The 14,119-nt window shown below is 73.7% G+C and carries 12 protein-coding genes; 6 read left to right on the forward strand and 6 right to left on the reverse strand.

Annotated elements, in window-relative coordinates:
- Positions 1-318: 318 nt before the first annotated feature.
- From ACH5AO_RS13095 to ACH5AO_RS13110, 4 genes are all read right to left on the reverse strand, one after another.
- Positions 319-1,443 (reverse strand): hypothetical protein, encoded by a 1,125-nt coding sequence (locus tag ACH5AO_RS13095; RefSeq protein ID WP_398924316.1) that lies wholly within the window; start codon positions 1,441-1,443, stop codon positions 319-321.
- A complete protein-coding gene (locus ACH5AO_RS13100) occupies positions 1,440-3,116 on the reverse strand; it encodes a DUF3492 domain-containing protein (RefSeq protein ID WP_398924317.1) in 1,677 nt (558 codons plus the stop codon). Before ACH5AO_RS13100 ends, ACH5AO_RS13095 begins: the two co-directional genes overlap by 4 nt.
- Before the next feature lie 215 nt (positions 3,117-3,331).
- The gene (locus ACH5AO_RS13105; RefSeq protein WP_398924318.1) at positions 3,332-4,927 is read right to left on the reverse strand and encodes a DUF3152 domain-containing protein; all 1,596 of its coding nucleotides are present in this window, start codon (positions 4,925-4,927) and stop codon (positions 3,332-3,334) included.
- An 8-nt stretch (positions 4,928-4,935) separates the two neighbouring features.
- A complete protein-coding gene (locus ACH5AO_RS13110) occupies positions 4,936-5,991 on the reverse strand; it encodes an alpha/beta fold hydrolase (RefSeq protein ID WP_398924319.1) in 1,056 nt (351 codons plus the stop codon).
- Positions 5,992-6,236: 245 nt separating this feature from the next.
- Here ACH5AO_RS13110 and ACH5AO_RS13115 point away from each other — a divergent pair, with 245 nt between their 5' ends.
- The 4 genes from ACH5AO_RS13115 to ACH5AO_RS13130 all read left to right on the forward strand — a co-directional run bounded on the left by ACH5AO_RS13115 (position 6,237) and on the right by ACH5AO_RS13130 (position 8,135).
- Positions 6,237-6,464 (forward strand): hypothetical protein, encoded by a 228-nt coding sequence (locus tag ACH5AO_RS13115; RefSeq protein ID WP_398924320.1) that lies wholly within the window; start codon positions 6,237-6,239, stop codon positions 6,462-6,464.
- A gap of 199 nt (positions 6,465-6,663) precedes the next feature.
- Positions 6,664-7,308, forward strand: coding sequence for a TetR/AcrR family transcriptional regulator (locus ACH5AO_RS13120; protein WP_085574399.1), 645 nt, complete (start codon positions 6,664-6,666; stop codon positions 7,306-7,308).
- A gap of 153 nt (positions 7,309-7,461) precedes the next feature.
- Positions 7,462-7,689, forward strand: a complete 228-nt coding sequence (locus tag ACH5AO_RS13125; RefSeq protein WP_019522837.1) for a DUF3107 domain-containing protein — start codon at positions 7,462-7,464, stop codon at positions 7,687-7,689.
- A 176-nt stretch (positions 7,690-7,865) separates the two neighbouring features.
- Positions 7,866-8,135, forward strand: coding sequence for a hypothetical protein (locus tag ACH5AO_RS13130; protein ID WP_398924321.1), 270 nt, complete (start codon positions 7,866-7,868; stop codon positions 8,133-8,135).
- Positions 8,136-8,436: 301 nt separating this feature from the next.
- Here ACH5AO_RS13130 and ACH5AO_RS13135 read toward each other — a convergent pair whose 3' ends face one another.
- Positions 8,437-9,192 (reverse strand): ferritin-like domain-containing protein, encoded by a 756-nt coding sequence (locus ACH5AO_RS13135; RefSeq protein ID WP_398924322.1) that lies wholly within the window; start codon positions 9,190-9,192, stop codon positions 8,437-8,439.
- 479 nt (positions 9,193-9,671) lie between these two features.
- On the opposite strand from ACH5AO_RS13135, the gene ACH5AO_RS13140 reads away from it, so the two are divergent.
- Positions 9,672-12,152 (forward strand): DEAD/DEAH box helicase, encoded by a 2,481-nt coding sequence (locus ACH5AO_RS13140; RefSeq protein WP_398924323.1) that lies wholly within the window; start codon positions 9,672-9,674, stop codon positions 12,150-12,152.
- A gap of 71 nt (positions 12,153-12,223) precedes the next feature.
- On the forward strand, positions 12,224-13,105 hold the full coding sequence (locus tag ACH5AO_RS13145; RefSeq protein WP_398924324.1) for an alpha/beta fold hydrolase: 882 nt from the start codon (positions 12,224-12,226) through the stop codon (positions 13,103-13,105).
- A gap of 6 nt (positions 13,106-13,111) precedes the next feature.
- Here ACH5AO_RS13145 and ACH5AO_RS13150 read toward each other — a convergent pair whose 3' ends face one another.
- A complete protein-coding gene (locus ACH5AO_RS13150) occupies positions 13,112-14,014 on the reverse strand; it encodes an NYN domain-containing protein (protein ID WP_398924415.1) in 903 nt (300 codons plus the stop codon).
- Positions 14,015-14,119 lie beyond the last annotated feature (105 nt).

Here is a 14,119-nt window from a genome sequence, read left to right on the forward strand (position 1 = left end):
CGGGATGGTCATGGGGTGGGCTCCTTCGGGTGTGTTTCCTGTGGCGCGGGCGCCTGATGCCCGTGGGTGGGGCGGGGTCTTCGGTGACCGCGGGCCGGTGCCGGGGCGGGGGGTGGTGGGTGCATCAGCGCTTCCCGGCGCTTGTGGGGTGCTCCGCGTGGGTGTGGGCCGGGGGGGCGCAGCCCGGCGCTTGCGGGGTGCTTCCCCTGGAGGGGGTGCCTCCAGCCCGCCCGTGCCGCCCCGGAAGCACCTCCCCGGCCCTTCGGACACCGGGGGAGGCACGACTGCCCGCGGACGGCGGGTGCCGGCCCCGTGTCGTCATCGCGGTCGCTCCGGGCTGATGTGCGCCGAGGCTCGGGCGAGTCTGCGGGAGGCGTGGATCAGCAGGGTCAGCGCCGCCACCCCGCAGGTGAGGGTGGGAAGGGCGGCCGGGCTCCAAGTGCCGGTCAGGGTCTGGACCGGGACGGCCAGGGCGTCGCAGCCGGGAAGGCGGGCCGCGAAGAGCGTGGCCAGGGCCGTCGCCTGAGCGGTCGCCGTGATCGTGAGGATCACTCTCGGCGCATGGGTGAAGCCGTGGATCGTGAGGAGGCGGGCCAGGAAGAGAAGGCCGCCCAGGGCGAGCGTCGAGGGCAGGGCGAGGGGCTCTCCGAGGAGCGTGGACGTCACCGTGAGCAGAACGGCCACCGCGCCCAGGAACAGGGCGAACACCCCGATGAGCACCGGGCGTACGGAAGCCGAGAAGTCCTTCAGACCACGGCTCGACGCCAGCCGGCGGCGGACACGGGCGGTGAAGAGGCGGGCCGTCCAGGCGGCGGGCGCGCAGGACAGGGCGAGCGCCACGACCGGGGCGACGGTGAGCGGCCAGTCCCCCTCCGCCGTGCCGTCGGGCGGACCGTCGGGGCCGCCGGTGACCGCCGTGCCGAGCAGACCGTCGCCCAGGAGGGCGTAGCCGAGGAGCCAGCAGGTCCAGGTCGCCGCGGCGGAGCGGGAGGGGATGTCGGTCCGGGTGCTCAGCGGGCCCCGGCGCAGTGCCGCGCGCAGGGCGAGGGTGACGGCCAGGATGCCGGTGGCCGCCACGTAGAGGCGGGTCTGGCCGTGGGTGAGGCGCAGGGCGGTCACCGTCGCCACGCACAGGGCGCCGGGGAGCAGGGTGAGGACGGTCCAGTCGGCGCGCGCCCCCGGACTCGTGGCGGCCGGGGCGGGCGGAGGGGGTGCGTCGTCGCGGGGGACCCTGGCGTAGAGCTCCTCCGCGAGGGAGAAGACGTCGCGGTGGCGGAAGCGGGCGGCGGTTCGGTCGGTGATGCCGTGGGCCTCCAGGCCCGCCGCGATCTCCAGGGGGTCCACCGCCCGTTCGCACAGGTCGCGGTGGTGGTGCAGCAGCGCCTTGACCGGGTCGGCCGAGCCGGTCGGAGTGCTGCGGTTCAGTTCGCCGAGGTCGTTCATCGGGCTGTCTCCGTGGCGGGTACCCGGGTGTCCATGGCCCACGTGGGAACGGCACGGGGGGCGGGGTCGGTCCAGTGGCCGGGGACGTGGGCCTCGGCGGGGGTGGCGAAGGGCAGTGGGCCGCCGGTGTCGTCGAGGAGGAGGCGACGGACCGGTGTGCGCGCGACGATCTCCAGGTAGAGGCCGTGGAACGCCGCGATGTTCTGGTCGACGGTGAACAGTTCGAGTGCGCGGGCGCGCGCGGCGGCACCGAGGCGTACGCGGCGCTCGGGGTCGCGCAGCAGGGAGACGCACGCCTCGGCGAGCGCCTGCGGATTGCGCGGCGGTACGACGAGACCGGTGCCGCCGATGGCCTCCACGACCGCGCCGACGTCCGTGGAGACCGTCGCGCGTCCGCAGAGCATCGCCTCGACGAGGCCGGCCGGGAAGCCCTCGACGACGCTGGAGAGGACGGTCACGGCGCCCGAGGCGTACGCGTCGGCGGGGGTGGCCAGGCCCGGGCCGCCGATCTCCTCGAAGGAAACCGGGCCGGCGCCCGCGGAGTGCGGGCCCTCGGCCTCGTCCGGGAAGAGGTGCGCGGCCAGTGCCTCGCAGTGGCCGAGGTAGGCGGCGCCCTCCGGGCCCGACGGGCCGCCGATGATCCGCAGCCGGGTCCTCGGCTCCTCCTTGCGGATCTCCGCGAAGGCGTGCAGCAGCGAGACCAGGTCCTTGGCGGGTTCCACGCGGCCGACCCAGACGAGGGTGTGCGGGTCCGCGTCCTCCGGGGACTCCCCCGCCTCCTCGAAGGGCGCGGCGTCCATGCCGGGGTACACCGTGCGGAGCTTCGCCCGGTCGGCGCCGCAGCGCTCCTGCCAGCGGCGGGCATGCGTGTTGCCCGGTGTGATGAACGCGGCCCGGCGGTAGGTCTCCGCGGCGAGCCTGCCGTGGAAGGCGGCGAGCAGGGAGCGGACCGCGGGTGGGGCGTCGGGGCGGGTGAGGTAGTGCGTCCGCAGGCGTACGCCGTACTCGGTGACGAGGAAGGGGACGCCGAAGAAGTGGTGGGCGAGCAGGCCGGGAAGGGCCGCCGCTCCGCCGGCGGCGGCGTGGCACAGGTCCACCGCGCCCAGTCCGTCCTCCTCGTACCAGTCGAGCGAGAGGGGGCGCAGGGCGCGCTCCAGGTGCGCGGCGACGGCCAGCAGATCGGGTACGCGGGCCTCACGCGCCGTACGCAGGGCGCCAGGCGCACGACAGGCGCGCTCCAGGGCGCGTACGGCCGTCTCGGAGCGGAGTGCGGCCACCAGGCCGCCTTCGTCGCGGGCGAGTTCGGCGAGGCCCCGGAGAGCGGTGGCGAAACGGTCCGCCTCGGGGGTCGCGGGTCCCGGGCCGGGAGTGGCGGGGTCCGTCTCGGCACAGAGGGCGGCGGCCAGTTCGCCGTAGTGCTCCGAGAAGCGCCGGCGTGCGCGGCGGCCGTACACCACCCCGTCGTCCTCGGCCGCCCACAGCGGCGCGGTGCGGACCCGGCCGACCTGGGGCGGCAGCGGGACCCAGCCCGCGTCCTCCTGGGCTTCACCGGTACTGAACGCGTAGACGTCGAACTCGTGTTGGCCGAGTCCCCGCACCAAGCGGTCGCACCAGAGCCCGCCCTCACCGCCCACGTACGGATAACCACCCTCCGTAAGCAGTCCGATGCGCACGTGTGCACCCCCGATCTCCCGTGTGGGGAGCCGCCGTTGTCCGGCGGCTCGCAACGGGACGAACGTATGCGGACGAGGAGGCGGCGTGATGGACGGTTGTCCGTCACGCCACCAAAAGGGGTGAACGGGCGTAACTTTCCCGCACGGGACGCGTTCCGCTGTGCTGGGCCGTCGGTCCGTGATCGGCGGGCATCCGTCGGACGTCCGCCGGGCGGTCAACTCTTCGGGTACGGCCAGGCGTTCGGGCGGCAGCTGATTCCGTCGTGGTCGAGGAACTTGGTCTGCTGCTGCATGACCGGGGCGAGGTCGCCGTCCTTGTCACAGGTGACGTGGTTGTGGCCCAGGCGGTGGCCGATCTCGTGGTTGATCAGCATCTGGCGATAGGCGTGCATCTCGTCGCCGTAGGTGTCCGCTCCCCGCGCCCAGCGGTCGGCGTTGATCATCACGCGCTCGGTGGCCGCCGAGTCGCAGGAGACGTTGTCCACGGTGGTGTCCAGGCCGGACTTGGCGCACCAGTCGGCGGTCGTGTCCGGACCGGCGAGGGTGATCACGAAATCGACCTCGCCGGAGTGGACGCGCTCGAAGGTGCGCGCGCCGTTGTGCGCCCAGCTGCGGTTGTCGTTGAGCGTCCTGTGGACCGCCTCGGCGAAGAGTTCGCCGTCGAGGCCGAGCCCCTGCTCCACGTCCACGCGGTAGGTGACCTTCTGCCCCTTGCCCGGAGCCTTGTCGATGCCGGGGATCGCGTCGAACTTCCCCGTGCCCCCGCGCGCGGCGCTCAGCGGGTACTTCTTGTCCATCTTCTGCTCGTACGTCAGCGGTTCGGCGCTGGGTGCGGAGGGGGTCTCCCGGTCCTCCCCGCGCGAGGCGGAGTCCCGGGCGTCGCGCGCCTGCTCGCCGGCGGCCTGCGCCCGTACGCCCGTGCCGTCGCGTTCGTCGGCGACCTGCCCGGCCACGACGACGGCCAGCACGGTGGTGACGGCGGCGGCCGCGATTCCGGTGAACGCCCGCCCCTTGCCGCCCCTGGCCGGTGTGGGCCCTCCGGTCGGCGGCGCACCGGCGCCGGGACCGGCGGGAACGCCGGCGGCCGGGACCGCGCTCCGGCCGGTGACGCCGGCACGGGGATCCGCGGAGCCCGGCGGGCGGGGCACGGAGGCGGACGCGCGGGGGGAGGAGAAGTCGGCGTCCTCGCCGAAGGCGTCGAGGTAGTCCTGGCGCGGCCCTCCGGGAGGGACCTGCCGCTGCCGCGGGAGGGGCGCGCCCTGGCCCGCCCGCGCGCCGTGGGCCCCGGCCGCCGTACGACCGTCCGGCGTTCCCCAGCCGCCCCCGGGTTCCCGCTGCTCGGGATGCCCGCCACGGGCCCGGGGAACGCCATGGGCGGGAGTTCCGTCGGGCAGCCGGGGAACCCCGTGCGCGGGGGTCCCGTCGGGCAGCCGGGGGAAGCCGTGCGCGGGCGTTCCGTCCGGGAAGCGCGGCACGCCATGTGCGGGCGTGCCGTCCGGGAGCCATCCGTCCGGGAGGCGCGGCACGCCGTGCGCGGGCGTGCCGTCCGGGAAGCGCGGTACTCCGCCGGCCGGTGTCCCGTGTTCCGCCGTTCCGTACGCCGGAGGAGCGCCGTGTCCCCAGGCTCCCCCCGTGGGCCCCTGTTGTGGCGGGGGCGCGGGCGTCCTGCGCGGTTCCGGGCCGGCCGCCCGCGCCCTGCTCGCCCGTCCGGTCCCTGACGAACCGTCCGGGGCCGGACGACCGTCCCGTACGGCGCTCTTGTCCGCGGTGCCGCCCTTCGGGGCGGGCCCACGGCGGCTGTGGCGTCCCACGTCGCGCCTCAGCCCCTCGTGTTCTCAGCGGTGGTACCCCCACCGGTGCCGGTGGGTGAACCCGGAGCGCCCTGCGCGCCCGGCTCACCAGTATCCCCCTGATCCGCCGAATCCGTTGTATCCGCGAGGAGTTCACGGAAGGCGAGGGCCACCGTCCCGGGGTACTCCATCATCGCGACGTGCCCCGCCTCCGGAATCGTCACCAGCCGGCAGTCCCGGAAGGCGCGCGCCGACCGCTGGGCCATGCGGAAGCCGACGAGCTGGTCCCGGCCGCCGTAGACGAGCAGGGTCGGTGCGAGCACCCGCTCGGCCTGGCGCCACAGCCCCTGCTGGCCACCCAGCAGATAGGCGCTGACGAGCCCACGCGCGGAGCGCGCCATCGCGTCCCAGAAGTACGGCAGCCGCAGCCGCCGCTCCATCTCCTGCACGGCGTTGCGGAACCCCTCCGGCGACACCCGCGCGGGATCGCCGTAGCAGAGCCGCACCACACCCCGGACGTGCTGCTCCGCCGTCCACTCGCGGGTGATCCGGGTGAACAGCGGCGCGACCCCGGGCACCGCCAGCAGCCCCGTGGGGACGGCGGTGCGCTGCACCCGCAGCTCCGGCAGGGCCGGTGACACGAGCGTGAGGGTGCGGACGAGGTCGGGGCGCACGGCGGCGACGCGGGTCGCGACCGCGCCGCCGAGCGAGTTGCCGAAGAGGTGCACCGGGCCGCGGCCGGTCGTGTCGAGATAACGGATCACCGCGCGTGCGTGCGCGGTGACGGAGTAGTCGCCGTCGTCCGGGGGCGGGGAGTCCCCGAAGCCCGGCAGGTCGACGGCCTCGCTGTCGACGACGTCGTCCAGCAGCGGCATGAGCGCCGACCAGTTCAGCGAGGAACCGCCGAGCCCGTGGACGTAGAGGGCGGACGGCAGCCCCTCCCGCGCGGGCGGCCGCGACCGCACCGACAGCGTGACCCCGGGCAGCTCCACCGAGCTCAGCCGCTCACCCTCCGCGACCCTGACCGCCGCCACTTCGGGAAGCACGCTTGCGGGCGGCACGGACGGCAGCTCGGTCGAAGACATGCGGCAATGTTACGAGACGATCACGCGGTGGTTCGTGTGTTCGCCGTCACAAGCCGCCACGTGGGGTGCCGCTCCGGACCACCCCTTGTGGCGGAGCCCGCCGCGCGCTCCCCGTCACGCTCCGGTCACGGATCGCATAGCGTCCGAATCGGGTGTCTCCTAGGCTCGTAGGGAGGGCACCCGCACATCGTCCCCGCGTTCTTCGGGGACGATCGCGGCAGACGTTCGCAGGAAGGGAGCCCGGCATGGCCGTAGATCCGACCGACCCCGAGACGTTCGTGGAGGACGAGGACACCCGCGAGGGCGAGGAGTTCGACGTCGAGGCGCCCGAGGTCGACGCGGCCGAGCAGCACACGGAGGTGAAGCCGGACCGCGACGACCCGATGACCGGCGTCGAACCCGACCGCGCCAGCGAGGCGGACCTGATGGAACAGGCCAGGATCGTCTCCCTCGACGAGGACGACTACCGGTGACGAGCGCACCGGCGAGGACCGCCGCCGAGCAGTGAGGAGGAAACTTCTTGCCCGCTCTGACAGCTTTTGAAACCGTCCGTATGGCTTTCACCGTCGTCCGGTACGTGAAATTCTGCGCTCTCACCGCGCACACCACGATTACCGAAAAGTACGATGGCGGCGCGGCTCACACCGCACGTGGACGACAATGGGAGGCGGCGTGACAGCCATCGAGCAGACAGACGCGGTACGCCCGAGGGGTACACGCCTGCCACGCCGTGCCCGACGGAACCAGTTGCTGGGCGCCGCCCAGGAGGTCTTCGTCGCGCAGGGCTACCACGCGGCCGCGATGGACGACATCGCCGAGCGCGCGGGCGTCAGCAAGCCGGTGCTCTACCAGCACTTCCCGGGCAAGCTCGATCTGTATCTCGCCCTGCTGGACCAGCACTGCGAGGCCCTGATCCAGTCGGTGCGCCACGCGCTGGCGTCGACGTCGGACAACAAGCAGCGCGTGCGGGCGACCATGGACGCCTACTTCACGTACGTCGAGGACGACGGCGGCGCCTTCCGCCTGGTCTTCGAGTCGGACCTGACGAACGAGCCCGCCGTGCGCGAGCGCGTCGACAAGGTGACCAACGAGTGCGCGGAGGCGATCTGCGACGTGATCGCCGAGGACACCGGGCTGTCGCGGGCGGAGTCGATGCTGCTCGCCTCGGGGCTCGGCGGTCTCGCCCAGGTGGTGGCGCGGTCCTGGCTGCACAGCGACCGCAGCGTGCCGCGCGACCAGGCGGTGCAGCTGCTGGCCTCGCTGGCCTGGCGGGGCATCGCGGGATTCCCGTTGCACGGCAACGAACAGCACCACTGAGGAGGGCGGCGGGCGTCGGCGGCCGTTTTGTTCCCGCCGGCTGTTCGCTCCTGGCGTTGCCGGGCGCAGCGTGTACGTCCCCTCACCGGGCTAATGTGTGCTGGTACGGCGCGGAAGGTCGCGCACTTCACTGACCGTCGGAGGGACATAGCCGTGGAGGTCAAGATCGGCGTGCAGCACGCGCCCCGCGAGATCGTTCTGGAGAGCGGTCAGAGCGCCGAGGAGGTCGAGCGCGTGGTGGCCGAGGCGCTGGCCGGGAAGTCGCAGCTGCTGAGCCTCGTGGACGAGCACGGCCGCAAGATCCTGGTCCCGGCCGACCGTCTCGCCTACGTCGAGATCGGCGAGCCGGCCCCGCGCAAGGTGGGCTTCGGCGCGCTGTAGGCGCGACCGGCAGTCGAGGGGTCGTGGAAGGGCCCGGCGGTGCGAGACCGCCGGGCCCTTCGCATGTGCACGAACGGCGCACAGATCCTTCACAGGGAGGATTGGATTTCGCAGGTCAGGGGTAGACCGGGCTACGACCGATGTGAGCAGGCCGGCCATGTGGGAGGGACCCCGACATGCTCTTGGAAGCGCTCAGCTCCGCGATCCTCGGCCTGGCTCTGGCGTGGGCGGCCGCCCGCCGTCTGCCGCATCGTCTGCCCGCCCGCGCCCTGGTCCTGCCGACCGGTGTGACCGGAGCGCTGTTCGGCGCCTTCCTCATGAGCACCGCGCTGGACGCCGGCAACCTGCTGACGATCCTGCTCGGTGCGGTGATCGTGTCCGTGGCGTCCCTGTCGCTGCTGCTGCGGCCGGCGGGAAGACTGCGCCGCCGGTCGGCGACCGCGTGAGCGGTCGCCGGGGGTGAGCCGGCCGGGTGCGGCATGCGGCGCCCCGGGGCGTCACTCAGCCCCTTCCTGGCTCGCGAGCCCCAGCACCGGGATCCGCTCGGCTTGACCGTGGTGCCGCGGGAGCGTCCCGTGTCGCGCGGGCGGCTGGACGTTCTCTCGCCCCCGCCGCCCCTTCCCGTCCCTAGGGGCTTCGCCCCCAGACCCCCTTCGCGCAGTTCCCCGCGCCCCTAGGGCCCGGCCCCCCTTGCGCCCACGCGGCGGAGCCGCATGTCGGTACAGCCCCGCGCCCCTAGGGCCCTGCCTACGCCGCCAGTCCCAGGGCCGCCATGCGCTTGGTGTGTGCCTCGGTGATGCGGGAGAACATCCTGCCGACCTCGGCGAGGTCGAAGCCGTCCGCGACGCCGCCCACGAGCATGGTCGACAGCGCGTCCCGGTCGGCGACGACCCGCTGGGACTGCGACAACGCCTCGCCCATCAGCCGCCGCGCCCACAGCGCGAGCCGTCCGCCCACGCGCGGGTCCGCGTCGATCGCCGCGCGCACCTTCTCGACGGCGAAGCCGCCGTGGCCGGTGTCGTCGAGCACCGCCAGCACCAGGGCACGGGTGTCGGAGTCCAGGCGGGCCGCGACCTCGCGGTAGAAGTCGCTGGCGATGGAGTCGCCGACGTACGCCTTGACCAGCCCCTCCAGCCAGTCGGAGGGCGCCGTCTGCCTGTGGAAACCGTCGTACGCGGCGACGAACGGCTCCATCGCGAGCGTCGGCTCCTCGCCGATCCCGGCGAGCCGGTCGCGCAGCCGCTCGAAGTGGTGGAACTCGGCCGACGCCATCTTCGCCAGCTCCGCCTTGTCCGCCAGCGTGGGCGCCAGCTTGGCGTCCTCCGCCAGCCGCTCGAACGCCGCCAGCTCGCCGTACGCGAGCGCGCCGAGCAGGTCCACGACAGCGGCGCGGTACTGGGGGTCGGCGGAGGCGGCCGCCCAGTCCATGGCGGCGACGCCGGTGGGTCCGGCGGAGGTGTCGGGGGTGTCCGCGGCGTTGTCAGGCTTGTCAGAGCTCGTCATGAAGCGCACAATAGCCCGCTCGTCACGCCCGGAAGGTCCTGGCCGATCAGTGTGACGACGACTACGTGACCAAATCGGCCATGGCGTGTGCGCGAATCCGGGGTATGGTGGTAATGCGCCTGCTGAGCACTCTCACGTACTCGACAGGCCGCATGTATGAGGATGCCCGGTCGGAGGCCCGATCGGCTCCGACCCGACAGCCCTCCTTGCCGTACACCACACTGTGTGCGGATTCCGGAGGGGGACCCTCAGCGGTACGAGCGCTCGAGCGTCGGCAGTGGTCCCGTGCCCTACGGCATCGCCCGTAAGGCAGCCGACGTCCCCGGCACGGTTTCTGCACGACCCCCGCGCTCGCCTCGCACCGCGCACACAGAAGAGGCAGCACCCTGACTACGACGTTCCGAGAGCTCGGAATCCTCCCCGAGACCGCCGAGGCCCTGGAGGCCGTCGGCATCATCACCGCCTTCCCCATCCAGGAGATGACGCTCCCCGTGGCCCTGTCGGGCACGGACGTCATCGGCCAGGCCAAGACCGGCACCGGAAAGACGCTCGGCTTCGGCCTTCCGCTCCTCGAGCGCGTCACCGTCCCCGCCGATGTCGAGGCCGGCCGCGCGAAGCCCGAGGACCTCACCGACGCGCCGCAGGCACTGGTCGTCGTCCCCACCCGCGAGCTGTGCACGCAGGTCACCAACGACCTGCTCACCGCGGGCAAGGTGCGCAATGTGCGGGTCACCGCGATCTACGGCGGCCGGGCCTACGAGCCGCAGGTCGAGGCGCTGAAGAAGGGCGTCGACGTGGTCGTCGGCACCCCGGGCCGGCTGCTCGACCTCGCCGGACAGAAGAAGCTCGACCTCAAGCACGTGAAGGCCCTCGTCCTCGACGAGGCCGACGAGATGCTCGACCTCGGCTTCCTTCCCGACGTCGAGAAGATCATCAACTTCCTTCCGGCCAGGCGCCAGACCATGCTGTTCTCGGCCACCATGCCGGGCGCGGTGATCGGTCTGGCCCGGCGGTACATGTCGCAGCCGACGCACATCAACGCCACGTCCCCGGACGACGAGGGCGCGACGGTCGCGAACACCACGCAGTTCGTCTACCGCGCGCACAACATGGACAAGCCCGAGATGGTCGCGCGGATGCTGCAGGCCGACGGCCGCGGCCTGGCCATGGTCTTCTGCCGCACCAAGCGCACCGCCGCCGACCTCGCCGACCAGCTCAAGCAGCGCGGCTTCGCCTCCGGCGCGGTCCACGGCGACCTCGGTCAGGGCGCCCGCGAGCAGGCGCTGCGCGCGTTCCGCAACGGCAAGGTGGACGTGCTCGTCTGCACCGACGTCGCCGCCCGCGGCATCGACGTCGAGGGCGTGACGCACGTCATCAACTACCAGTCCCCCGAGGACGAGAAGACGTACCTGCACCGCATCGGCCGCACCGGCCGCGCGGGGGCGAAGGGTACGGCGATCACGCTGGTCGACTGGGACGACATCCCGCGCTGGCAGCTGATCAACAAGGCGCTGGACCTGGGCTTCGGCGACCCGGTGGAGACGTACTCCACCTCCCCGCACCTGTTCTCGGACCTCGGCATTCCCGAGGGCACCAAGGGCATCCTGCCGCGCTCGGAGCGTACGCGCGCCGGGCTGGACGCGGAGGAGCTGGAGGACCTGGGCGAGCCGGGCGGGCGCGGACCGCGCGGGCGCGGTGGCCGGGGCGGGCGCGACGACGCTCGTTCCGCGGAGCGCGAGACCGCCGCGCGTACGCCGCGCCGCCGTCGCCGCACGCGCGGCGGTGCGGTGCTGGACGAGGCGGCGCGGCAGCCCGTGAGCCCGGCCGCCGAAGGCGCCGGCGCGGCGGAGACCGACGCGGTCGCCCGCACCCCGCGCCGCCGTCGCCGTACGCGCGGCGGGGTCCCGGCCGGGGCGACGACCGCGGTGGAGGCGGCGGAGTCCGCCGTCGACACGGCGGAGGGGACGGCGGCGGAGGCCGTCGAGACTCCCGCGAAGCCGCGCCGCCGCCGGACGCGCCGGGGCGCGGCGGACACGGCAGCCGCCGTGGTCACCCCGGTGGCCGAGGAGACCACGGTGGCCGAGGCGCCTCCGGTGGTTGCGGAGCCCGAGGCCCCGGTGGTCGCGGAGCCCGAGGCTCCGGTCGCTGAACCGCGCCGTCGCCGCACCCGCAGGACCGCGGACACCGCGGTGGTGGAGACGGAGGAGGCGACCACCGAGCCGGCCGAGGCGACGGAGGTCAAGCCCCGCCGCACCCGGAAGACCGCGGCCAAGAAGACCGAGGCCGCCGTCGACGCGGTCGAGGCCGGTGCCGAGGTGGTCGAGGAGGTCAAGCCTCGCCGCACCCGCAAGACCGCGGCCAAGAAGGCGGAGACCGCCGTCGACACCGCGGAAGGCACCGCCGAACCGGCCGAGGCGGTCGAGGAGGTCAAGCCTCGCCGCACCCGCAAGACCGCGGCCAAGAAGGCGGAGACCGCCGTCGACACCGCGGAAGGCACCGCCGAACCGGCCGAGGCGGTCGAGGAGACCAAGCCCCGCCGCACCCGCAAGACCGCGGCCAAGAAGACCGAAGCGGCCGTCGACACCGCGGAAGCCGCCGAGGCCAAGCCCCGGCGCCGCACCCGCAAGGTCGCCGAGGCGGAGCCGGAGCCGGCCGTCGCCGTCGGGATTCCGGCGCAGACGGTTCCGGAGGCCGAGGCGGTCGAGGAGACCAAGCCGCGCCGTACGCGGAAGGCCGCGGCCAAGAAGACCGAGGCCGCCGTCGACACCGCGGAAGCCGCCGAGGCCAAGCCCCGGCGCCGCACCCGCAAGGTCGCCGACATTCCGGCACAGGCCGAGGCGGTCGAGGAGACCAAGCCCCGCCGCGCCCGCAAGGCGGCGGCCGTGGTCGAGCCGGAGCCGGAGGCCAAGCCCCGGCGGACCCGCAAGGCGGCCGCCGCCGCGGAGTCCTCGGAGGGCTGACGCGACGAACCGACGGCCCGGCCCCACGGGGGCCGGGCCGTCGGCGTGTCCGCACCCGCTACCCTCACCCCGTGACCAGCCACTCCCCCTCCTCCCCGCCCGCCGGCTCCGGCGCCCGCGCCCGCCGACTCCGCACCTCGCGCGGCGAGTTCGCCGTCGTGGACGTGCCACCGGCCGCCGGGGTGACGGCGCGGGGGGTCGCGCTGCTGCTGCCCGGATACACCGGCAGCAAGGAGGACTTCACGCTGGTGCACGAGCCGCTCGCCGCGCGCGGCTACCGCACCGTCGCCGTGGACGGGCGGGGCCAGTACGAGTCGGACGGGCCCGCCGACGACGAATCCGCCTACGAACAGGACGAGTTGGCGCGGGACGTCCTCGCGCAGGCGGACGCGGTCGGTGCGCCCGTGCACCTCGTCGGGCACTCGCTCGGCGGCCAGATAGCCCGTGCCGCCGTCCTCCTCGACCACTCCCCCTTCCGCTCGCTCACCCTGGTCTCCTCCGGTCCCGCGCGGATCTCCGTCTCCCAGGAACAGCGCGTGAAGCTGCTGCGGGACGCGCTCGCGGTGATGTCGATGGCGGAGTGCTGGGAGGCGATCCTAGCCATGGGCCCGCCCGAGGAGGTGGGGGGTCCGGCGCGCGGGCCCGGCGGTCCGGAGCACCTGCGGCGCCGCTGGCTGGGCACCAGTCCCGCGCAGCTGCTGGCCACCGGGAGGCAGTTGTGCACGGAACCGGACCGGGTCGCGGAACTGGCCGCCGTGCCCCTGCCGTTCCACGTCCTGTCGGGGGCACGCGACGACACCTGGCCGGTGCCGGACCTCGACGGGATGGCCCTCCGCCTCGCGGCGCACCGTACCGTCGTCGACGGGGCCGAGCACTCGCCCGCCGCCGACCGTCCCGCACCGACCGCCCGCGCCCTCGCCGACTTCTGGGACGGGCTCGCCCGCACCCCTTAGCGCTGCTCAGTACTGCGCCTGCAAGTGGTCCCAGAAACCGTCGCGCAGGACGCGCCGCAGGTCCGCCTGGCCGCGCAGGGAGTACTGCAGCAGTCCCTCCGCCTCCACCAGCAGGTCCTGGTCGACGGATCCGGGCAGGTAGGGGTGGCCGGGGAGCAGTTCCACCAGCGTGTCCCGGCCCCGGGCGGCCAGCCACTTCGCGGCGATCTGCGCGCCGACGAACCGGACGTCCTCGCGGGCGGGTCGGCCCGTCGCGGGCTCGTACGCCTGTGCCGTGCGCCGGGAGACGTACGGCTTGAAGAAGTCCAGGTCGAGCGTGCGCTGGCTGTCGACCTCCCAGAGCAGCGGCTCGGCCTGGTTGCGGCCCTCGGGCGCCTCGATGCCCCAGAGGTGGACCCGGGCGCCGTACCCCTGGGCCGCCTCGACCGCCGAGACGAGGTCCTCGTCGCCGCCGAGCAGGGCCGCGTCGCTGATGGCGCGGTGCCGGGCCAGCGACTCCAGGTCGCTGCGGATCAGTGAGTCGACGCCCTTCTGCTGGTTGTTGGCGTTGAGGTTGCCGAGGCGGACCTTGACGTCCGGGAGTTCGGCGATGGACTGCTGCTCGGCGGTGTGGATGCGGCGCCTGGCCCCGTCGTACCAGTAGACCCGCAGCAGCCTGCTGTCCGCGAAGACGGTGCGTGCGCGGTCGATGAGCGCGTCGATGAGTCCCTCGGCGTCGAGGTCGAAGGCCCGGCGGTCCTCCGTGCCGGCCACGAGCCGTCCCGCGGCGGCGTACAGGTAGCCCGCGTCGACGAAGATCGCGTGCGTCGAGGGCGTCTTCGCCACCTCGGCGAGCATGCGCTGGAGCAGCTCGTTGGTGCGGTCGATACGGGCGTGCAGCGCCGCGAGGTCTTCGTTCATCACCTCCATTGTCCCGGTGGTCACGCTACGAACACAACCGGTCCCGGTCGGTCTCCTTCGAAACCCTTACCGGTCAGTATTTAGCTGATCGAAAAATTTCCTTAGCGTAGGGAA

The organism is Streptomyces sp. NPDC018964, assembly GCF_044390325.1.
In the GTDB taxonomy this organism is placed as follows: Bacteria; Actinomycetota; Actinomycetes; order Streptomycetales; family Streptomycetaceae; genus Streptomyces.